Genomic DNA, 21,351 nt, shown 5'->3' with positions numbered 1-21,351 from the left:
ATTCTCTCGAGGAGGATGAGTGCAATGGAAATAATCAGTTACGACGCCGCCCGCTTCACCGACATACCGGACTATCCATTCGCTGAAAATTGGCTCGAGATTGATTTGGGTGACGGTCATCGTGGCCGGATGCACTATCTTGATGAGGGCGCGAAGGATGCGCCTCCTGTGCTGCTGTTTCACGGCGAACCAAGCTGGAGCTTTCTATATCGCAAGATGATCCCGATCTTGGTGGAAGCTGGTTTTCGCTGTCTGGCGCCAGACCTGATCGGCTTTGGAAAAAGTGACAAGCCCGACGAGCAAGGCTTCTACACCTATGCGCGCCATGTCGATTGGCTCGAACAATGGCGCGAGGCGGTCGTCCCGCAAGAAGCTGGACTTTTCTGTCAGGATTGGGGCGGGCTGCTTGGCCTACGAATGGTTGGAAACGCACCGGAACGCTTCGCATTCGTGGTGGCTAGCAACACGTTCCTTCCTACGGGCGGCACGCCCTCCCCTGCATTTCTGGCATGGCGCGAATTCGCCAAGAGTTCGCCCGAATTCAAGATTGGAGAATTGCTGCAACGCGCGACCTTCACAGAGCGATCTGCCGCAGAAGTCATGGCCTATGACGCCCCTTTCCCTGACGAGCCAAGCAAAGCTGGCGCTCGCGCATTTCCTCAACTGGTTCCAGTTGAAGATGGCATGGCCGGGATCGAAGAAAACAAAGTTGCTTGGGAAAATCTCGCCACGTTCGACAAACCTTTTCTGACTCTATTCGGAGCAGACGATCCAGTGACTGGAGGGCTTGGAGACATGTTGGCAAGCCGGATTAAAGGTGCGGAAGGGCAGCCTCACGATATTCTGTCCGGATGTGGTCACTTCTGTCAGGAAGACAGGCCAGTTGACCTCTCACAAGGCATAATCGAAATGGCAAAGAAGGCTGGGTCTCTGGATTGAACCAAGCGGGCTACCTCAGCCGAACACAGGAGTATGGGCTTGCCGCCACCACAGCAGTGGTGACCGCGAACGCTTACTATATCCATCCGATAATCGGCGAAGTCGCGCGTGACTTTGGCGTCGATGCGGGGTCGATTGGGTTAGTTCCAGCCCTGAATCAGATCGCGCTCGCGGTTGGTATCTTCCTGCTGCTGCCATTGGGTGACCGATACTCAAACCGCAGTCTTTGCATCACCTTTGTCAGCCTACAGACGATCGCGATGTTGGGCATGGCTATTGCCGCAGAACTGCTCCTGTTCACGCTTGCATCGACCTTACTCGGCTTTGTGACAATCGCTCCCTACTTGCTTCCCGCGTTTGCATCCAAGCGTGTCGCGCCTGAGAGGTTGGGTCAGGTTACTGCGCTGCTTACCGCCGGCGTTATTTTCGGCATACTTGTTGCGCGCGTCGGCGCAGGAATAGTGGCCGAGTATTATAGTTGGCGTGCCGTGTTCTGGATCGCGGCCGGGCTGATGGTTGCCGTCACGCTGCTCTTGCCGGTCTCCATGCGCAGCGAGACGCACGTCGAGAAGCGTCCAAAAGGCAGCTATGCGGAGTTGTTGCTTTCGGTAGTCAAACTGGCACAACAACACCGCGAAGTCTTGTTGTCCGCTGCTATTCAAGCACTCAATTTTGCCATGTTTACGGCTACATGGCTCGCGCTGGCTCTACACCTTACGAGCCCTGAGCTTGGATACGGTGTCGACGTTGTAGGTTATCTTGCCGGAATTGCCGCAGTCAGTATCCTTTCCACCCCTCGCATCGGCCGCTGGGCTGACAGGGTCGGCGCACGCAAGGCTCGAGTTGTTTTGGCAGCGTTGCAGCTAGTTGGAACCAGTTTGCTCTATCCATTTGGTGTGAGTGCAGTGGCCATCCTCGTCCCTCTGATAATCGTAAATCTCGTCGGTCCGGGTGTTGATGTGACTGGCCGAATGACTTTCCTCTCGCTTGCACCGGAAATTCGCACTCGCCTGACGACGATTTACATCGTTGTCATGTTTGTCGGCGGCGGGCTTGGGAGCATTCTGGGCACCGCATCCTATGACTGGGGTGGATGGGCAGCGACTTGCGCGATGATAGTCGGTGCATCGCTGCTGAATACGTCGCTGGCGTTCTTCGCATTCAAACGCTGGGCATAGTTGAATTGGTGACCCCGGCGTGATTCGAACACGCGGCCCCCAGATTAGGAATCTGGTGCTCTATCCGGCTGAGCTACGGGGCCACTCCGATTGCTCTATGGCCGCAATAGCAGCGCCACACGCCTAATCAATTAAGTTTGTCTGGTGGTGCAACCGGAAATGGAAGCGGTGCAACGGCAATACCCTCGTCAACCAGGCTCTGAGCTTCTTCCAGGCTGGCCTGCCCGTGGATCGGTTTCTCGTCCGTCTCACCGTAATGCATTCTTCGCGAAGTCTCAGCGAACTTATCACCCACCCACGTGCTCTTCTTCAATGCTTTGGCCTGCGCCTCTGCCAGCTTGTTCAGCGCCTGCTGAACTTCTGGCGGCATTGGCTGGTTCGAAAGTTGGCTGGTGTCGCGAGATGTCACCGTGTCAGATCTTGTGTTGCCTTTGGCCGGGACCGCCGGCGCCATCGGAGCTTTGGTCACGGCTTCGCTCCCGCAATGCGGGCATGACAGCAGGCCCCGTTCGAGCTGTTCGACATAATCGTCCGACGAGCCAAACCAGCCTTCGAATCGATGGCTCTGGTCACAGATGAGGTCATAAACAATCATTCCGCGGCTCTATTTGGAGATTGGGCGGCGATTGGCAAGGCTCGGTAATTGAGAACGGACTTCAGTGATGCGTTCCATGCTTAAATCCACGAAACCCAGGCCCGGTTCCTCGCCGCCCATATCGAGCAGCACTTCGCCCCACGGATCGACCACAAGCGAATGACCATAGGTTTCGCGCCCGTCTTCGTGTTTTCCAACTTGCGCGGCGGCGATCACATATGCCGAAGCTTCGATGGCGCGGGCGCGAAGCAAGACATGCCAATGTGCTGCTCCGGTTGGCTTGGTAAAGGCCGCCGGTATGGTAATCGCATCACATTTGCGCCGGCCCAGTTCTTCGAAAAGCGCAGGGAAGCGCATATCATAGCACGTCGTCAGGCCTAGCCGACCGATCGGTGTATTTTCTGCGGTAACCACCTCTTCGCCAGGCTGATAAGCGGAACTTTCGCGCCAGGTTTCACCGGTTGATAGCTCAACATCAAACATATGGATCTTGTCATAACCGACCGGGGATCCCGCCGTTGGCGTGAACAACATCTGCCGATTTGCATATCGACCGGTGGGCAGAAGCACTGGAAGCCCAACAGTCATCCAAAGTGTTTGCTCAACCGCAACTGAAGCAAAGCGCTTGAGATATGGCGAAGCTGATTGCGAGCCTATGTGTGGTGCAGCTCGCTTGCGATCCCGATCAAGAAGCAGGCTCATCTCAGGCGTGAACAGCATCGACGCCCCGTGCGTGTGAGCATCCTTCGCCGCTTGCTCGATCACAGCAAAATTTTCTTCGGGATCGATCCCGGAAGTCATTTGCAAAACGGCTATGCGCGGCACTTTGGTAGACTATCCGGCCAAGAGCGCGTCTAGCTTGCCTTCGCGTTCAAGCGCAGCGAGATCATCCGAACCGCCGACGTGAACATCACCGATAAAGATTTGCGGTACGGTCATTGCCCCCGGAGCACGTTGGAGCATCTCTTCACGCTTGGGGCCACCCAAGGTGATGTCGTATTCGTTGAATTCCGCACCTTTCTCCGTCAGCAAGCGCTTTGCACGAACGCAAAATCCGCAAGCAAACTTGGTGTAGATATCGATCTTCGGCATCGCCTTTCGTGTTCCTTACAAGTCTTGAAAACCGGATTACGCGCCCTATTTGAAGCATGTCGAGGCTCGCCGCAATGGGGGCCGAGGCAAACCCATCGAAGCGCTGTGTTTGCAGGCTTCGCACAACTTTGAATTGCTCAAAAGAGGATTTGATATGTCACGACCAGATTTTACACCGTATCGCCGTTCAACGGTTGGCTTTGATCACCTGTTCGACTTGCTCGAAAACAAGGTACGCCAGAATACCGGCGACAATTATCCCCCTTTCAATATCGAACGCCGCGGAGACGATGAATATCGCATTACGCTGGCGGTCGCGGGATTTCGCCCTGACGACATCGACATCACCGCGCAACAGAACCTTCTGACTGTACAAGGCCGGAAGCGCGACGATGCCCCTGAAGGCCAAATGCTACACGTCGGCATCGCCAATCGCGGGTTCGAGCGCCGTTTCGAGCTGGCTGACTACGTACGTGTCGAAGGTGCCGACATGGCGGATGGTCTGCTTATCATAGATCTCGTTCGTGAAGTTCCAGAGGCTATGAAACCGAAGAAAATCGCTGTGAACGGCCAAACCACACTGAAAGCAGTGCCTTCGCCAGACGACAACGAAGCTGACGCAGCCTGACAGCAAAAATTATTGAAACTTGGAATCAAAGGGGGCGGACCGTTCATCCGCCCCCTGCGACTTGCGTCGCCTCGTTCGGCCTGTAACGTCCGGGTCGCAAAAGACGGTACAAACCAACTCGAGTCCAGTGCCAGACAGTACATAGACCGCCAGCGAACTATTTAATGGCAGCATCAGACTGCCTATTGCCGGAAACCCCCCGGAATTATTCGCAAAACTGTTGCGATGGAGGCATTTTGCGCAAGAATTTTTTAACTGACTTGTAAGAACGCGACACGGGTCGAGAAAACAGGAAATCTTGGCTTTTTTTCCTTAGAATTCTGTATGTTGCACTCAAACCAATTAATAGGGTTGGGGTGCACTTGAATTCCGCATGTCCCCTATTTGAGGGTCACACCAAGCGCGATTGATCCAAGGCCGCAGCAACGAATCCAGCAAATAATGGATGCGGATCAAACGGTTTCGACTTTAATTCGGGGTGAAACTGTACCCCGATAAACCAGGGATGATCTGGTCGTTCAACGATCTCAGGCAGCAAGCCATCAGGCGACATGCCCGAGAATACCAAGCCCGATTTTTCCAACGGATCGATATATGCGCTGTTCACTTCGTAGCGGTGCCGGTGACGTTCAGATATCTCATGTGCACCGCCATAGACACGGGAAACATGACTATTGGCAGAGAGCTTTGCATCATAGGCGCCGAGCCGCATGGTGCCGCCCAAATCTCCGCCTGCTTCACGCGTTTGCAAACCCTCTTCGCTCATCCACTCTTCAATGATGCCCACCACAGGCTCACTCGTCTCACCGAACTCTGTTGACGATGCCGCGGCTATTCCTGCTGAGCGAGCGCCTTCGATACAGGCCATTTGCATGCCGAGACAGATTCCGAAGAACGGCACCTTGCGTTCGCGCGCAAACCTGACGCTGGCGATTTTGCCCTCGCTTCCCCGTTCACCAAAACCGCCAGGAACCAGAATGCCGTGCAGCGGCTCAAGTTTCGCCGCGAGTTCGGCGTCATCGCCTTCGAAAATCTCCGCATCAATCCACTTGATGTTGACCTTTACGCGATTGGCCAGTCCACCATGCACCAAGGCTTCATTCAAGGATTTATACGCGTCAGGCAAACCTACGTACTTGCCCACCACGCCGATTGTCACTTCACCTTCCGGGTTGAAGTAACGATCAGTGACGTCGTTCCATGCTGACAAGTCTGGTTCTGCCGAATCAGTGATCCCGAAGGCGCGCAAGACCTCGGCGTCGAGACCTTCCTGATGATACTGTAACGGCACCGAATAAATCGATGGCGCATCAAGCGCCGGAATCACCGATTCCGCCCGCACGTTACAGAATTGCGCGATCTTCTTGCGTTCCCCTTCTGGTATTTCGTGCTCCGCACGACACAGCAAGACATCCGGCTTGATGCCCAGGCTGGCCAGTTCGCGCACCGAGTGCTGTGTCGGCTTCGTCTTTAGTTCACCGGCTGCCGCGATGTAAGGAACTAAGGTAACATGAACTGAAACAGTTTGTTGTGGTTCCAGTTCATTTCGCAGCTGGCGGATAGCCTCCATAAAGGGCAGCGATTCGATATCGCCCACCGTTCCGCCAATCTCGCACAGGATGAAATCATGATCATCCTGGCCAGAAAGCGCGAATTCCTTGATCGCATCGGTAACGTGCGGGATCACCTGAACCGTCGCACCCAGATAATCGCCCCGACGTTCCTTGGCGATGATGTCACGATAGACACGCCCAGAAGTGATGTTATCCGCCTGGCGCGCGGAAACTCCGGTGAAGCGTTCATAGTGGCCAAGATCGAGGTCAGTCTCGGCCCCGTCGTCTGTGACGTACACTTCGCCATGCTGATAAGGGCTCATCGTCCCTGGATCGACATTCAGGTAGGGGTCGAACTTGCGAATGCGGACCTTATAGCCGCGAGCTTGCAGCAAAGCACCGAGGCTTGCTGCCATGAGACCTTTTCCGAGCGAGGAGACCACGCCGCCGGTGATGAAAATATACCGCGCCATGGGAGGCAAGCCTTAAGCGTTGAATTGGATTCGTGGCAAGCAAATTGCGGCGCTCATTGGCGCGCAATCCACAAGTCTGGATGTTTTTACTCGGTCGCGCCCGAAAGCGGATCGTCTGATGCCGGCGCGTCCTGCGCCGGAGCCAGCGGATCGGCCGCCGGTGAAAGCGGATCCGCAGGAGCGACCGACCGGTCGAGCGTCGTGCTGATTTCATCGCCCCCGGCAGTTTCAACTGCAACAGCAGCGAGCGTGATCGATAGGGCAACAAAAGCGATAGCCAGCCAACGAGTTGAGCGGGTAAGGAAATCGGCCGCACCACGCGCGCCCATTAGGCCTCCCGGGCTCCCGCCACCGATTCCCAAACCACCGCCTTCAGAACGTTGCATCAGGATGACACCAACAAGCGCAGCCGCAACGATGGCTTGGACGACAGTCAGGAAGAGAAATAACGACATGATAATTCCGGTAAAGCTATTCGCGGCCATTTAGGGGCACGAACGTCAATGAACAAGTGTTGAGGCGTTAATCTGGCGAACTTAACCTTCAGGCGGATCGCCTGCAGCCAGCGCAATACCCATAAAGCTGTCTGCGGTCAGGCTAGCACCGCCGACGAGCGCGCCACCGACTTCAGGGGTCGAGAGGATCTCTCGCGCGTTGTCGGGATTGACCGAGCCGCCGTAAAGAATGCGCACTCCCGATCCCTGCTCTTCGCCATAGAGCTTGACCAACAGTTTGCGAATCTCAGCATGCATCGCCGCGATATCATCGGTCGTGGCCGTATTGCCCGTACCAATCGCCCAAATCGGTTCATACGCAACGGTCAATCGCTCTCCGGCATCTTCCATCTCTGGCAGCGACGCTTTCAGCTGCTTTGTCACGAAAGAGACTGCCTTGCCACCTTCACGCGTCTTGGAATCTTCGCCGCAGCACATGATTACACGCATGCCTGCATCAAGTGCAGCCTGTGCCTTTTCCCGCACAAGTGCATTACTCTCGCCATGGCCCTGTCGGCGCTCACTATGCCCAACGATGACGAATTTTGCCCCTGCATCGGCCACCATGGGGGCCGAAATATCGCCGGTGAATGCGCCGCCCAAGCCGGGATGACAGTCCTGTGCACCGACACCAATCTGTTCGACTTCGCGATGAACAGCATGAATCAAAGTGTATGGGGGCGCTATCGCCACCTCAACCTTCATATGTCGCTGAGCTGCACGATCGATTGTTCGCGCTTCAGATAGCATTGCGCGCGTGCCGTTCATTTTCCAATTGCCAACAATATAAGGCCGCTCGGCCATAAGAGGAATTCCTGTTCTTACGAATCTTGTCCCCCATATGGGCGTTGGGGGGCGATCCCGCTAGACGACCTTTCACAATCAGTCAAAAGCGTTCGCAACCTGTTGCGGCAACACCGCAGGGCCGATAAAGCGCAGCGATTAAATAAATCCCTCGCCCCATCCGGCGAGCCAACGTGGATTGCACGCATATATGATTACGCTGTTTCGTAAATTTTTCGGCTCTAAGCTCGGCCTCGGCATAACGTTGGGTTTCTTAGTCCTAATCGCCTTCGCTTTCGCCAGCAGCGATGTGGCAAATCAAGCCACGTTTGGCGGCGTGTCAGGCGGAGACCGTGTGGCAATTGTTGGAGACGAGAAGATCGGAAACGCCGATTTCAGTCGCGCAGTCAGCAACGCAATCGATCAGGTTCGCCAGGAAGACCCGACCATCACCTTGCCAATCTTCGCAGCTCAAGGGGGTTTTGAAGAAGTTCTCGAGCAGATGATCGATCGCACCGCAGTCGGTGCTTATGCTCGTGAATACGGACTTCGCGCTGGAGAAAACCTAATCAACAGTGAAATTCTGCAGTTTCCGGCTTTCAATGGCCCAGACGGCAATTTTAGCCAGGACGCATTCCAAGCGGCCTTGCGCCAGCGTGGTCTTAATGAAGCGACGCTGCGGCGCGATTTGGGTGACAGCCTGCTTGCACGGCAGCTGGTCGTGCCGGGGTTAAGCGGCGTGAGGATGCCGCAGAAATTTGCCATCCGCTATGCCTCTTTGCTTCGGGAGCGTCGCACCGGCGCGGTTGGATTTGTCCCCAGCGCATCCTTTGCACCTGAGGGCGACCCAACGGAAGAACAGTTGTCAGCCTACTACGAGGAAAATCGCAGCGATTACATCCGGCCAGAGCGTCGAGTGCTGCGCTACGCAACCTTTGGGGTCGACAATCTGGACACTGATGTCACGCCTACGCAAGAAGAGATTGCCGCCCGCTATGAGCGTGATCGTGCGCAATATGCGGCAAGCGAAGAACGCACATTCACGCAGTTGATCGTGCCCACGCAGGACGCTGCCAATAGCATTCGCGAACGCGTCGGCAACGGAGCGTCTCTCGCGGCGGTCGCGCGTGAAGCCGGCTTCAGCACCACACAGATTGGCCCGATAAGGCAAGAGGCGTATGGCAACCAGACGTCCGGTGCTGTCGCCGCTGCAGTCTTCGATGCCCTGCGCGGGCGAATTGCCGAGCCAGCACGCAGTTCACTTGGTTGGCATGTTGTACGTGTCGACAACATCAACACCATAGCAGAGCGGCCACTTGCCAGTGTTTCCGCTGAAATCAGTCAACAATTATTGCAAGAGAAACGAGCAATTGCTCTTGCCGATCTTAGTGCGCGCGTTGAAGAACAGGTTGATAGCGGCGTTGCGCTTTCACAGGTGGCGCAGGATCTCGAAGTCGAAATTGCTTCGACTGCGCCGATCACTGCAGAAGGCCAGATCTACGGCGTCCCTGGCGCACAATTGCCGCCTCAATTGGTTGGTGCAGTCAGCACTGCTTTCCAGATGCAAGAGGGTGAGCCGCAATTGGCGGAAATCGTTCGCGGCACGACCTTCATGATCTTCGAAGTGTCCGAAATCACCGCTTCTGCCGCGGCCCCGCTTGACGAGATCCGCGATCAGGTTGTGCTGAACTGGCGTCTGTCCGAAGGTGCTGCGCTTGCACGCGAGGCGGCGGATCGGGTGATTACGCGAGTCAAAGGCGATGCTGCGCTCGCTGCTGCTTTCCGAGACGAAGAGACCGCCCTGCCCCCGGTCGACAACCTTAGCCTCAATCGCGAAGACTTGCTGGCACAGGGCCAGCAAATCCCGCCGGCGCTGGCGTTGATGTTCAGCATGGCTGAAGGCACTACGAAGCGGCTGGAAGCACCAAATAGCCTCGGTTGGTTCGTTGTCGACCTGCAGGACATCGATACTCCGGAAGTTTCCGGGAATGACCCCATCATCGAAGGGGCCCGCGAACAGCTTCGCGGCGCAATGAGCGACGAACTCGCCAATCAGATGACCCGTGCAATTCGTGATGAACTGGGGGTTGAAACGAACCCTGCTGCACTTGATGCTGTGCGCCGCCAGATGACTGGCGAGACCCAGTAAGGAGCTGGCCGGTTGTCCTGCCATTCGGAAGCACATCTGCCGGCTAACTCCACAGCAGCAGCGGAGGCTTTGACTCAAGGGAAGCCGGCGCTTGTGTGGCGCAAGGTCATTGCCGATACCGAAACACCGGTTGGCGCTGCAGCCAAGCTGATAGAGCCCGAACGAGGCGATTTTCTGCTTGAATCGGTCGAAGGTGGCGAAGTTCGCGGACGCTACAGCCTCTTGGGTCTTGACCCTGATCTGGTGTTCAAGGCACGTGGAGAAGAGGCTGAAATAAACGCGAAATGGCAGCAAGATCGTGGAGCATTCGAGACCTGCGAGCAAGGCAGCATTGATGCGTTGCGGGCACTCGCACAATCATGCCGGATCGATGTTCCTAAAGATCTCCCGCCCGCGCTTGCTTGCTTGGTCGGGTATTTCGGGTTCGAGACTGTTGGATTGGTCGAAGATCTGCCGCGTGCGCCCGACAGCGAGCTTGAACTGCCGGACATGCTGTTCGTCCGGCCTACAATCATACTGGTGTTTGACGGGCTAACTGACACGCTGTTTGCAATTACGCCAATTTGGCAGGCAGAAAACGCGAATGCGGCTATCGAACGCGCAGGAGAGCGGATCGACGATGTACTGAGGAAATTGTCCCGTTCTAAGGCGCCGCATCTTAGCGCGTCCGCAACTCCAGACATGAATCTCACCCCCGTGCTCGCCGCTGACGAATACAAAGAAATCGTCTTGCGCGCGAAGGATTACATTACTGCCGGCGATATTTTTCAGGTTGTTCTGGCCCAGCGTTTTACATGCCCCTTCCCGCTCCCGCCGATGGAGCTTTATCGCGCGCTGCGTCGCGTGAACCCATCTCCTTTCCTCTATTTTCTGGATCTGCCGGGTTTTTCCGTTGTCGGTTCAAGCCCGGAAATTCTGGTCAGGGTGCGAGACGGGGAAGTTACAATTCGCCCGATTGCCGGAACACGGCCGCGCGGTGCGAACACGGCTGAAGACAATGCCAACGAGGCAAGCCTACTTGATGATCCCAAGGAACGGGCAGAACATCTCATGCTCCTTGATTTGGGCCGCAACGATGTTGGGCGCGTGGCCTCTAAAGGATCGGTCCAGGTCACCGACAGCTTTACCATCGAACGCTACAGTCATGTCATGCATATTGTTTCCAACGTTGTCGGGAAGCTCGACCTCGCCCACGATGCGATCGATGCAATGTTCGCAGGTTTTCCCGCCGGCACAGTCAGCGGCGCGCCAAAGATCCGTGCATGTGAAATTATTGCAGAGCTAGAGCCAGAGGCCAGAGGCGCCTATGCTGGCGGAGTTGGCTATTTCGCACCCGATGGATCCGTGGACAGCTGCATTGTACTTCGCACCGCCGTTGTGAAGGACGGTACGATGCACGTTCAGGCGGGCGCTGGCATCGTGGCGGACAGCGATCCCGATTATGAATTGGCCGAATGCAAGGCGAAGGCAGGTGCACTTATTGCCGCGGCACGCGAAGCGGCACGTGTCGCGAGTGAACCGGAGTTTGGACAATGAGGTCCATGATCTTCCTCGTCGTCTCAGCCATCGCGCTTAGTGGATGCGAACTACAAGGTGGTGAGCCTGTCACACGCACAGAAATTGGCTCAGGTTCTGAGACCCGAGTTGCGCTGCGTCGAGAGGCTTCGGCATGCGAAGTAGCGATTTTCGAAGACGTTCCACTGACCCACTGCATAGCCGATCCTGCCAAGCACAAGATCTCGACCGTGCTCGCCGATCCGGCAGGCACTGCTTACCGCTCGCTGAAAACCTACGGCGAAGCCTTGGGCGATGACGCAGCGGTGGTTGCCTTTGCCATGAACGGCGGAATGTACGAAGGCGATGGATCGCCGATTGGCTATTACGTCGAGGAGGGGCAGCGGCTTGAGGAACTTGACCGCGGGGATGGCACCGGCAACTTCTATTTGAAGCCCAACGGTGTGTTCTTCGGCACCGACGGTTTTTGGGAAATCCGGACCAGCACTGATTTTCTCTTCAACGTGAGTGATCGCCCGCAGTTCGGTATTCAGTCCGGGCCGATGCTGGTTATTGACGGACAATTGCATCCCGAGATTCAGGATGATGGACCGTCCAAGATCGTCCGCAACGGAGTTGGGATTGACGACGACGGCAAGGCGCATTTCGTTATCTCTGAGTCAGCGCTTAGCTTCGGACAATTGGCGCGTTATTTCCGTGACGAGTTGCAAACCCCCAATGCGCTTTATCTCGACGGTGGAGTTTCAGGCCTATGGGACCCGGTGACCGAGCGCATGGATGACATCAACAATATCGGCCCCCTAATCGTGGTGACAAAGAAGGTAAGCGAATGAACTACGAGCGTACGCTCTACCCAGAGATCGAACCTTACGAGACCGGCATGTTCGATGTCGGCGAAGGGCACTCACTCTATTACGAGCGCGTCGGTACTCCGGGCACTAAACCCGCTGTTTTTCTGCATGGTGGCCCGGGCGGCGGAATCAGCGAAAAGAACCGGCGTCAGTGGGACCCTGAACTTTACGATGTTTTGCTCTTTGATCAGCGCGGATGCGGCAAATCACTGCCCTTTGCAGAGATTGAGAACAACGACACGTGGCGCATTGTTTCCGACATCGAGAAACTGCGTGAAATGTGCGGGCACGATAGCTGGCAGGTGTTTGGCGGCAGCTGGGGCGCGACGCTTTCGCTTGCTTACGCGCAGACGCACCCTGAACGTTGCGACGAGCTCGTGCTTCGGGGTGTATTCCTGGCGCGGCAGAAGGAAAAGAACTGGCTCTACAGCTACGGCGCGAGCGAGATCATGGCCGAGCAATGGGATCAGTTCACTGGCCTCATCCCTGAAGATGAGCGCGGAGATCTGGTTAAAGCCTATTACAATCGGCTGACCAGCGATGACGAAGCAACCCGGCTTGCCGCTGCACGCGAATGGTCACTGTGGGAAGGCAGTGTTGCAACGCTGTTGCCCGACCCAGACTTGCTAGCTGCTTTTGCAGATCCAGACAAAGCGGTCCCCTTTGCGCGGATTTGCGCAAAGTTCTTTCTGGAAGATTTCTTCTTCGAAGACGCACAACTGCTGAAGAATGCGCACAAGCTCAAGGGTATTCCCGGCATCATCGTTCAGGGGCGCCATGACATCTGCTGCCCGCCGACATCGGCGTGGGAACTGAAGAAGGCCTGGCCTGAAGTCGACCTTCGTATTGTTCACGATGGGGGGCACAGCGCATACGAACCGGGCATCGTTGATGGGCTTGTACGTGCGACAGACGAGCTGGCGGGGAAAACCTCCACATAGCAAAACTTTCTTGATCGCGGTCGCGCAAACCGCGAAGGCGGCATCGCAATGATCCTTGTTATCGACAATTACGACAGCTTCACCTTCAACTTAGTCCATTATCTGATGGAACTGGGTGCAGAGGTCCGTGTCGAGCGCAATGACGCGCTGAGCGCAGCTGACGCGATCAAAACGAACGCAGCCGGGTTCCTGATCTCGCCCGGCCCCTGCACTCCCAATGAAGCCGGTATCAGCCTGGATCTGGTCGCCGCGTGTGCAGATGCTGGCAAGCCACTCTTGGGGGTATGCCTTGGTCACCAGTCGATCGGCCAGCACTTTGGCGGACGAGTTGAGCGAGGCGGCTTGATGCACGGCAAGACTTCGCCAGTCACGCATGATGGATCGGGCCTATTCGCGGGCCTGCCCTCCCCATTCACCGCCACGCGCTATCACAGCCTGGTGGTGCAAGATCAGCCGGAGGAACTGGTGGTCAACGCGACGTCGGACGATGGCTACACAATGGGCTTCCGCCACAAGGACTTGCCCATCCACGGGGTGCAATTCCACCCGGAAAGCATCGCGACTGAACATGGACATGCCCTTCTCGCCAACTTCCTTGCACTTTGCGGAATGGAAACAAAGGAAACCGCATGAAGACGCTACCCCTCGCAGTACCGCACATGAGCGAAGACGAGGCTGAAGAAGTCTTCGGCTGGATCCTCGATGGTGACGCGAGTGATGACGAGATCGCGCGTTTCCTTTTGGCAATGACCGAGCGCAGTGAAACGGCTGAAGAAATTGCCGGTGCGGCGCGAGCCTTGCGCGCGCGGCTCATACCGATCGAAGCACCTGAAGGCGCGGTCGATTGCTGCGGAACCGGCGGCGACGGCCATCATACCCTCAATGTTTCGACCGCGGTATCGCTGGTAGTCGCGGCTTGCGGTGTGCCAGTGGCGAAACATGGAAATCGCGCGGCATCCAGCAAATCCGGCGCAGCGGACACTCTGGAAGCACTGGGCCTCGATATGGATGCGGCAGGACGAACGGCGGAGAAAACACTCGCCGAAATCGGCATTTGTTTCCTTTTCGCAAAGAACCACCACCCCGCGATGGGTAGAATTCAGCCCATCAGACAGAAATTGGGTAAACGCACAATCTTCAATCTGATGGGTCCGCTGTCTAACCCCGCTGGCGTCAAACGCCAGTTGATCGGGATCGCACGCCCTGCCTATGTCCCGATCTATGCCGAAGCTAAGGCGCGGCTTGGCACGGAACGCACTTTCATTGTTTCAGGTGATGAAGGCCTCGATGAACTGAGCCTTGCAGGCGGAAACGAACTTGCCGACGTTACCGGCAGCGAGTTTGAAATGCGTCGCATGGATGCGGAGATGGCTGGTTTGCCGCACGCCCCGGTAGAGGCTATTCGCGGCGGCGATGCTGCTCACAATGCGAAAGCTTTGAAAGCACTTCTGGAAGGAACGCCAGGGCCGTATCGCGACGCGGTTCTGCTCAATGCAGCTGGAACGCTGGTTGTTGCTGGCAAGACCGATGACTGGGGCCAAGGCGCAGAAATGGCGGCCGTGGCGCTTGATAGCGGCAAAGCGGCGGAGCTGCTCGGCAAATGGATCGAGCTGGCGCAATAGATGAACAAGCTTGAGGAAATTTGCGCAAACAAGCGGATCGAGGTGGCGCAACGCCGCGCCGAGCGGTCTGTGACTGCGCTCGATCATCGCGCAGCAGGTCAATCAGCCCCACGCGGGTTTGAAGCGGCCTTGCGCGCCAAGGCCGAAACCGGTTTTGCGCTGATCGCTGAAATCAAGAAGGCATCGCCTTCCAAAGGGCTGATCCGCGCGGACTTCGATCCGGCTGACCACGCCAAGGCCTATGAAGCTGGCGGCGCGGCGTGCCTCTCGGTCCTAACTGACGCACCTTATTTCCAAGGCCACGAAGATTACCTGAAGGCGGCCCGCGCGGCTTGCGATCTACCTGTTTTGCGCAAGGACTTTATAATCGATCCGTGGCAGGTTGCTGAAGCTCGCGCGATTGCAGCTGACGCGATCCTGATTATCGTGGCGGCGCTGGAAGACAACGTGATGTCAGAAATCGAAGCCGCGGCACTCGAGCGCGGCATGGATGTCTTGGTTGAAGTGCATGACGAAGCGGAGATGGAACGCGCAGCCAAGCTCAAGTCCCGGTTGATTGGCGTGAACAACCGTAACCTAAAGACGTTCACAACCGATCTCGCAACCACTGAACGTCTTGTACCGCTTGCGCCTGAAGACAAGCTGCTGGTCGGGGAAAGCGGTATCAACAGCCATGAAGATTTCACGCGCCTAGCGAAATCTGGCGTGCGTACATTCCTGGTGGGCGAAAGCCTGATGCGTCAGAATGACGTCGCGGCAGCCACGCGGGCATTGCTGCAAGGCTGAACATCGGCCAGAAAGGCGAACCATGAGCAAACGCCTGACCCATCTCGATGAAAGCGGCACCGCCCGCATGGTCAATGTCGGGGCTAAGCTGGCGACTGAGCGCATGGCGCGCGCTGGCGGCATCATCCGCATGAGCGCCGATGCATTAACCGCGATCAAGGCTGGCGATGCACCCAAGGGCGATGTTTTGGGCGCTGCGCGAATTGCTGCGATCATGGCGGCAAAGAAGACTGGCGATCTGATCCCGTTGTGCCACCCTCTCAGCTTGGATGCTGTAGACGTCGAGTTCACCTTCGAAGACGATGGTGTGCGCGTTACAGCCACCGCTTCGCTAACCGGCAAGACCGGGGTCGAGATGGAAGCGATGGTAGCGGCCTCAACGGCGCTATTGACGATCTACGACATGGCCAAGGCGCTGGATAAGGGCATGGTTATCGGGGAGGTTCGCCTGCTGGAAAAGCTGGGCGGCAAATCCGGGCATTGGGTGGCTGACTGACCCATGGGCGCAATGCTCACTTTGGAAGAAGCACAGGAGCGAGTGCTGGCATTGGCGCCGAAAATGCCGATCGGAAGCGTTCCGATTGGAACTGCCACGGGACGGTATCTCGCAGAGGACTTGCAGTCACAGCGCACCCAGCCACCAGCGGATCTTTCGGCTATGGATGGCTATGCAATCGGCGGTGAGTATCAAGGCCCATGGAAACTGGTGGGTGAAAGCCGCGCCGGCGCACCTTTTGACCGTAAGCTTGAGCATGGCGAGACAGTGCGCATTTCAACGGGAGCGCATGTTCCGTCCGGCGCAGACCGTATTCTGATTCAGGAGAATGCGCAGGTCGATGACGCATTTGTGACGTGCTTTCAGGACTTCCCAAACGCCATGCGTCACATACGGCAACGCGGGTTCGACTTCTCTGCCGGAGATACTGTCCTTAATGCTGGAACACCCATTGGCCCTGCGCAGCTGGCGCTGGCGATTGGTGCCGGTCATGCCTCGCTGAATGTTCGCCGTGCACCAAAGGTTGCAGTTCTCGACTGCGGCGATGAATTGGTAGCCGATCCAGCACACTGCGCCGAACATCAGATCCCGGCCAGTAATGGCGCGATGATCGCTGCAATGCTGGCAGAATTGGGCTGTGAAGTGGTCAGGCTTGGTCCGGTGCCCGATGACCGCGAAGCGCTCGCCTCCGCCCTCGCGAAAGCTGACGGCGCAGACATTTTGGTAACTACGGGCGGCGCCTCGGTGGGCGACCACGACCTGATGCGTCCAGCGCTTGAGGCATGGGGTGCAAAGCTCGACTTCTGGAAAGTCGCAATGAAGCCCGGCAAGCCGATCATGGTGGCTACGCGCGGCAAGCAGGTGATTTTCGGCCTGCCCGGAAATCCGGTGTCGAGCTTTGTCACGTGCTTCTTGTTTGTGCTTCCGTTGGTGCGTGCAGCTATGGGCGCAAAGCAACCCCTTCCCGCCAGAGCAACCCTCGCCGCAGGGTGCGACCTACCCTCGATTGGTTCACGCCGCGAATTCCTGCGCGCCAATTGGGACGGAGACAGCGTCCAGCTGGCCGATTCGCAGGACTCGTCAGCGCTAGCTGCGCTCGCACAAGCCAATTGCTTAATTGATCGCCCGGCTCGCTCGGATGAGATCGAAGCGGGAACACATGTTCCATGCCTGCTGTTGAAAAATGGCTGAATTGCTTGACTTGCCAGAACTCGTTGCCTAATTGTTCTTCATTCGTTCACCATATCGCGTGAAAGCGGGATAGGCGACCAGAGGAGGTTTTCGCCATGCTGACGGCAAAGCAGCACGAATTGATCCGTTTCATTCAGCAGCGTTTGGAAGAAACCGGCATTTCCCCATCATTCGAAGAGATGAAGGAAGCGCTCGACCTCAAGAGCAAGTCAGGCGTGCACCGCTTGATCTCGGCTTTGGAGGAACGCGGTTTTATCCGGCGTTTGGCCAATCGTGCGCGCGCGCTTGAAGTTATCAAGATGCCGGAAGATGCCACGCCTGCGGGTCGTGTAGCACCGGCCAATGATCCGGTAGCGCGGGTTACGAGCCCTGCCCCAACGGCACCCGAACCGGCTAATGACATTATCGAAGTCCCACTGCACGGTCGCATCGCGGCGGGCGCTCCGATTGAGGCGCTCGAAGGTCAATCGAGTATGCCGGTGCCAGCGGCCCTGCTTGGCCCCGGTGAGCACTACGCTCTTGAAGTGTCGGGCGACTCCATGATCGAGGCAGGTATCTTTGACGGCGATTATGCCTTGGTGAAACGTGCCGACAGTGCACGGGATGGAGAAATCGTTGTTGCCCTCGTGCGCAACGAAGAAGCCACCCTCAAATACTTGCACCGTGACAATGGGATGATCCGTCTGGATCCAGCCAATGGTGCCTATGACCCACAGGTCTACGCACCGCACGAAGTTGTTGTCCAAGGCAAGCTCGCAGGTCTGCTGCGCCGCTACCACTAAACTTTGTTCTTATGCGGTTGTCCTGCGCGCTGAGCTGTCCCCAATCAGACTAGAGCCCCAACCTAGTCAAGCTCGGCGCGCCACCAACCGTGCTGTCCCTGATGATCTGAGACCGTCTGGATTCGCTGATCGGCCAAGACAATTGCCAGACCGCCTGACCTCGCCAGAAATTTTCCATCGGCCTTTAACCATTTCGGACGGCAAGACATCGGCAGCCAGCGATCTGTCAGAATTGCAGCGCCGGCCATAACCATGAGTAGTCCGGCCCCGATCGCGGCGATCCATTGCCATGGATCCTGCAATGCGAACCAACTGGCGATCTCGGCAGCGAATGCGACCACCAGCCAAGGCCCGCGATCGAATCCGGATTCTGAAAGAAATTGTTCCGCAGCATTGGTGACACTGGACACAGACAGCGTCATGCGCCATTGGCGCTGCACTGCAGCATCGCCGGCTTGGGCGTCGGCCCCTGTGGGAACCACTGGCGTGTGTTGCGTCGCCATCCAGGCATTGGAAAGGAAACAAAGGCTTATGGCAAGCGAAAGCGGCGCGCGCGCAGGCAGAGTTGTCACCCGCTTTGCCCCATCACCAACAGGTTTTCTCCACATTGGCGGAGCGCGAACTGCGCTGTTTAACTGGCTCTATGCGCGCCATCACGGCGGCAAGGCGCTGTTGCGGATCGAGGACACAGACAAGAAACGCTCTACACAAGAAGCCATTGATGCCATTCTAGACGGGCTCCACTGGCTTGGCCTCGACTATGATGAAGAACCGGTGTTTCAATCTCAACGCGCCGAGCGCCACGCCGAAATAGCGTTGAAGATGCTCGAGGCAGGCTATGCCTATAAGTGTTTTGCAACACCCGAAGAACTTGAGGCCATGCGGGCCGAGCAACGCGCCAATAAGCAGCCGATGCGCTATGACGGGCGCTGGCGTGATCGCGATGCATCGGAGGCCCCCGAAGGCGCTCCTTATACTATCCGCATCAAGACCAAGACTGAAGGTGAAACCTCCATCGAAGACGCGGTCCAAGGTCACGTCACCGTCCGCAATGAAGAGATTGACGATTATATTATCCTGCGTGCTGACGGATCGCCGACTTATATGCTGGCAGTGGTGGTCGATGACCACGATATGGGCGTCACTCATGTGATTCGCGGCGATGATCATTTGAACAACGCATTTCGCCAGCTTCCGATTTATCATGCCATGCAGGCAATCGAAGGTGGTTGGGAGCCGCCCGTTTACGCGCACGTTCCACTGATCCATGGATCTGATGGCGCGAAAATGTCCAAGCGCCATGGCTCGCTCGGCGCTGAAGCCTACCGGGACGATCACGGCATTCTGCCCGAAGCGCTATTCAACTATTTGCTCAGGCTCGGTTGGGGTCACGGTGATCGTGAGGAGATCAGCCGTGAAGAAGCAATCGAACTGTTTGACCTCAAGGGCGTTGGCAAGAGCCCGTCGCGGTTCGACATGAAGAAGCTCGAAAACCTCAACGGCTATTATATTCGCGAGGCAGACGATGCTCGACTCGCTCAGATCGTAGCGCCTCTGATTGAGGGGACGGTTGATCTGGAACTGCTAACCCGGGCCATGCCAGTGTTGAAAGTTCGCGCAAAGAGCACCCATGATCTAGCCGAAGGTGCGGCATTCCTGTTCAAGCAACGCCCGCTGGAAATGAGCGAAAAAGCGGCCAATTTGCTAGATGAGGAAGCGCGTGAGCGTCTTGGTCTGCTTTCTGCACGTCTCGCGGCGGAAAATGACTGGACAATCGACGCACTCGAAGCCACTACGAAGTCACTCGCCGAAGAGCTCGAACTGGGCCTCGGCAAGCTCGCGCAGCCCCTGCGCGCAGCGCTTACCGGAACGACAACCTCGCCCGGTATTTTCGATGTTCTGGTCCTTTTGGGACGGGAAGAGGCATTGGCCCGTATCGATGCGCAGGCTGCTGCAGCGGGCTGACGTTACGCAGGATTGAAGGAGACGTATTTTGTCGGACACACACGCGAAACTCGAACTGGGCGGACAGTCTCACGAGTTCCCAGTTGTAAGTGGCAGTGTTGGCCCGGATGTGGTCGATATCCGTAAGCTATATGGCCAGACCGGCGCCTTCACTTTCGATCCCGGGTATAAATCTACGGCCAGCTGCGAAAGCGCGCTGACCTATATCGACGGCAATGAAGGTGTGCTGCTGCACCGTGGCTATCCGATCGGGCAGCTGGCAGAGCACTCAAGCTTCATGGAAGTGTCCTACCTGCTTCTGAATGGTGAATTGCCGAGCCAGGAAGAACTGGACGATTTCACTTACACCATCACCCGGCACACCATGCTGCATGATCAGCTGCGCCAGTTCTATCAGGGCTTCCGCCGCGACGCGCACCCGATGGCCATTATGTGCGGCGTGGTCGGCGCTCTGTCTGCTTTCTATCATGACAGCACGGACATTTCGGATCCCGAACACCGCAAGATCAGCAGCCACCGCCTGATCGCAAAGATGCCGACTATTGCGGCAATGGCTTACAAATACGCAATTGGTCAGCCTTTCCTGCAGCCGGACAATTCGCTGAGTTACACCGGCAACTTCCTGCGCATGACTTTCGGTGTTCCCGCAGAGGAATATGAGATCCATCCGGCGATCGAACGCGCCATGGACCGTATCTTCATTCTCCACGCCGATCACGAGCAGAACGCATCGACCTCCACCGTGCGTCTGGCTGGATCCTCCGGCGCCAACCCCTTCGCATGTATCGCTGCAGGCATAGCTTGCCTTTGGGGACCGGCGCACGGCGGTGCGAACGAAGCCGCGCTCAACATGCTGCAAGAGATCGGCTCGCCTGATCGCATCCCGCACTATATTGAGCGTGCGAAGGATAAGAACGATCCGTTCCGTCTGATGGGCTTCGGCCACCGCGTATACAAAAACTACGACCCGCGCGCGACAGTCATGCAGCAGACGCTGCGCGAAGTATTCGAAGCACTGAACGTCAATGACCCTGTGTTCGAAACAGCGCTGCGACTTGAAGAGCTCGCTCTGAACGATGACTATTTCAAGGAAAAGAAGCTGTTCCCGAACGTGGACTTCTATTCGGGTATCATCCTTAGCTCGATTGGTTTCCCGACCACTATGTTCACCGCACTCTTTGCACTTGCCCGCACCGTGGGCTGGGTTGCGCAGTGGAATGAAATGATTTCCGATCCGGCGCAGGTTATCGGCCGTCCACGTCAGCTTTACACCGGGCCGACACAGCGTGATTACGTACCGGTTGGTCAGCGTTAAACA

Annotated in this window: 22 protein-coding genes and 1 tRNA gene; 15 read left to right on the top strand and 8 right to left on the bottom strand. The window is 56.8% G+C overall.

All coding sequences use genetic code 11. From position 1 onward, the window contains the following. Positions 1-24 precede the first annotated feature (24 nt). On the top strand, positions 25-939 hold the full coding sequence (locus tag A6F69_RS07960) for a haloalkane dehalogenase (RefSeq protein WP_067599585.1): 915 nt from the start codon (positions 25-27) through the stop codon (positions 937-939). After that, a complete protein-coding gene (locus tag A6F69_RS07955) occupies positions 936-2,117 on the top strand; it encodes an MFS transporter (RefSeq protein ID WP_067599581.1) in 1,182 nt (393 codons plus the stop codon). Before A6F69_RS07960 ends, A6F69_RS07955 begins: the two co-directional genes overlap by 4 nt. A gap of 6 nt (positions 2,118-2,123) precedes the next feature. On the opposite strand, the gene A6F69_RS07950 is transcribed toward A6F69_RS07955, so the two are convergent. The 4 genes from A6F69_RS07950 to grxC form a co-directional block, all read right to left on the bottom strand. Further along, a tRNA-Arg gene (locus A6F69_RS07950) sits at positions 2,124-2,200 on the bottom strand. 44 nt (positions 2,201-2,244) lie between these two features. Then, positions 2,245-2,712, bottom strand: a complete 468-nt coding sequence (locus tag A6F69_RS07945; RefSeq protein ID WP_067599578.1) for a DUF1178 family protein — start codon at positions 2,710-2,712, stop codon at positions 2,245-2,247. Positions 2,713-2,721: 9 nt separating this feature from the next. Beyond that, on the bottom strand, positions 2,722-3,513 hold the full coding sequence (locus A6F69_RS07940) for a carbon-nitrogen hydrolase family protein (RefSeq protein WP_245638212.1): 792 nt from the start codon (positions 3,511-3,513) through the stop codon (positions 2,722-2,724). A 33-nt stretch (positions 3,514-3,546) separates the two neighbouring features. Beyond that, positions 3,547-3,804 (bottom strand): glutaredoxin 3, encoded by a 258-nt coding sequence (gene grxC / locus A6F69_RS07935; protein WP_067599572.1) that lies wholly within the window; start codon positions 3,802-3,804, stop codon positions 3,547-3,549. Between the two features lie 154 nt (positions 3,805-3,958). Here grxC and A6F69_RS07930 point away from each other — a divergent pair, with 154 nt between their 5' ends. Further along, on the top strand, positions 3,959-4,432 hold the full coding sequence (locus A6F69_RS07930) for an Hsp20 family protein (RefSeq protein ID WP_067602809.1): 474 nt from the start codon (positions 3,959-3,961) through the stop codon (positions 4,430-4,432). Between the two features lie 391 nt (positions 4,433-4,823). Here the strand turns inward: A6F69_RS07930 and A6F69_RS07925 are convergent, their stop codons facing one another. From A6F69_RS07925 to tpiA, 3 genes are all read right to left on the bottom strand, one after another. After that, positions 4,824-6,458 (bottom strand): CTP synthase, encoded by a 1,635-nt coding sequence (locus A6F69_RS07925; RefSeq protein WP_067599570.1) that lies wholly within the window; start codon positions 6,456-6,458, stop codon positions 4,824-4,826. An 86-nt stretch (positions 6,459-6,544) separates the two neighbouring features. Beyond that, on the bottom strand, positions 6,545-6,913 hold the full coding sequence (gene secG / locus A6F69_RS07920) for a preprotein translocase subunit SecG (RefSeq protein ID WP_067602805.1): 369 nt from the start codon (positions 6,911-6,913) through the stop codon (positions 6,545-6,547). An 81-nt stretch (positions 6,914-6,994) separates the two neighbouring features. Continuing rightward, positions 6,995-7,756 carry a triose-phosphate isomerase gene (gene tpiA, locus A6F69_RS07915; RefSeq protein WP_067599567.1) on the bottom strand — a complete coding sequence of 254 codons (762 nt, stop codon included), beginning with the start codon at positions 7,754-7,756 and terminating at the stop codon, positions 6,995-6,997. A 190-nt stretch (positions 7,757-7,946) separates the two neighbouring features. Between tpiA and A6F69_RS07910 the strand changes: the two genes are divergently transcribed. The 10 genes from A6F69_RS07910 (at position 7,947) to lexA (ending at position 18,068) form a co-directional block, all read left to right on the top strand. Beyond that, entirely contained in the window at positions 7,947-9,884 is a 1,938-nt protein-coding gene (locus A6F69_RS07910; RefSeq protein WP_067599564.1) for a peptidylprolyl isomerase, read from the top strand. A 93-nt stretch (positions 9,885-9,977) separates the two neighbouring features. Continuing rightward, a complete protein-coding gene (trpE, locus tag A6F69_RS07905; protein WP_083984740.1) occupies positions 9,978-11,420 on the top strand; it encodes an anthranilate synthase component I in 1,443 nt (480 codons plus the stop codon). Between the two features lie 5 nt (positions 11,421-11,425). After that, positions 11,426-12,232 carry a phosphodiester glycosidase family protein gene (locus tag A6F69_RS07900; protein ID WP_245638211.1) on the top strand — a complete coding sequence of 269 codons (807 nt, stop codon included), beginning with the start codon at positions 11,426-11,428 and terminating at the stop codon, positions 12,230-12,232. Further along, complete coding sequence (pip, locus tag A6F69_RS07895; protein WP_067599560.1) at positions 12,229-13,191, top strand: prolyl aminopeptidase; 963 nt, start codon at positions 12,229-12,231, stop codon at positions 13,189-13,191. Before A6F69_RS07900 ends, pip begins: the two co-directional genes overlap by 4 nt. Before the next feature lie 48 nt (positions 13,192-13,239). Continuing rightward, positions 13,240-13,824 carry an anthranilate synthase component II gene (locus A6F69_RS07890; RefSeq protein ID WP_067599558.1) on the top strand — a complete coding sequence of 195 codons (585 nt, stop codon included), beginning with the start codon at positions 13,240-13,242 and terminating at the stop codon, positions 13,822-13,824. Beyond that, complete coding sequence (gene trpD / locus A6F69_RS07885) at positions 13,821-14,813, top strand: anthranilate phosphoribosyltransferase (protein WP_067599556.1); 993 nt, start codon at positions 13,821-13,823, stop codon at positions 14,811-14,813. The genes A6F69_RS07890 and trpD overlap by 4 nt, the downstream gene beginning before the upstream one ends. Next, complete coding sequence (trpC, locus tag A6F69_RS07880; protein WP_067599554.1) at positions 14,814-15,599, top strand: indole-3-glycerol phosphate synthase TrpC; 786 nt, start codon at positions 14,814-14,816, stop codon at positions 15,597-15,599. A gap of 22 nt (positions 15,600-15,621) precedes the next feature. Further along, on the top strand, positions 15,622-16,095 hold the full coding sequence (gene moaC, locus A6F69_RS07875; protein ID WP_067599553.1) for a cyclic pyranopterin monophosphate synthase MoaC: 474 nt from the start codon (positions 15,622-15,624) through the stop codon (positions 16,093-16,095). 3 nt (positions 16,096-16,098) lie between these two features. Then, a complete protein-coding gene (locus tag A6F69_RS07870) occupies positions 16,099-17,286 on the top strand; it encodes a molybdopterin molybdotransferase MoeA (protein ID WP_067599550.1) in 1,188 nt (395 codons plus the stop codon). A 95-nt stretch (positions 17,287-17,381) separates the two neighbouring features. Beyond that, entirely contained in the window at positions 17,382-18,068 is a 687-nt protein-coding gene (gene lexA / locus A6F69_RS07865; RefSeq protein WP_067599547.1) for a transcriptional repressor LexA, read from the top strand. Positions 18,069-18,130: 62 nt separating this feature from the next. Here the strand turns inward: lexA and A6F69_RS07860 are convergent, their stop codons facing one another. Then, on the bottom strand, positions 18,131-18,571 hold the full coding sequence (locus tag A6F69_RS07860) for a hypothetical protein (RefSeq protein ID WP_067599544.1): 441 nt from the start codon (positions 18,569-18,571) through the stop codon (positions 18,131-18,133). A gap of 28 nt (positions 18,572-18,599) precedes the next feature. Between A6F69_RS07860 and gltX the strand changes: the two genes are divergently transcribed. Both gltX and A6F69_RS07850 read left to right on the top strand, forming a co-directional pair. After that, positions 18,600-20,033, top strand: coding sequence for a glutamate--tRNA ligase (gene gltX / locus A6F69_RS07855; protein WP_067599542.1), 1,434 nt, complete (start codon positions 18,600-18,602; stop codon positions 20,031-20,033). A gap of 28 nt (positions 20,034-20,061) precedes the next feature. Beyond that, on the top strand, positions 20,062-21,348 hold the full coding sequence (locus A6F69_RS07850; RefSeq protein ID WP_067599540.1) for a citrate synthase: 1,287 nt from the start codon (positions 20,062-20,064) through the stop codon (positions 21,346-21,348). Positions 21,349-21,351 lie beyond the last annotated feature (3 nt).

The organism is Altererythrobacter ishigakiensis (genome assembly GCF_001663155.1).
Lineage (GTDB): Bacteria > Pseudomonadota > Alphaproteobacteria > Sphingomonadales > Sphingomonadaceae > Erythrobacter > Erythrobacter ishigakiensis.
The sequence above is the reverse complement of the archived record's forward strand: the minus strand, read 5'-3'. Positions and strand labels throughout refer to the sequence as shown.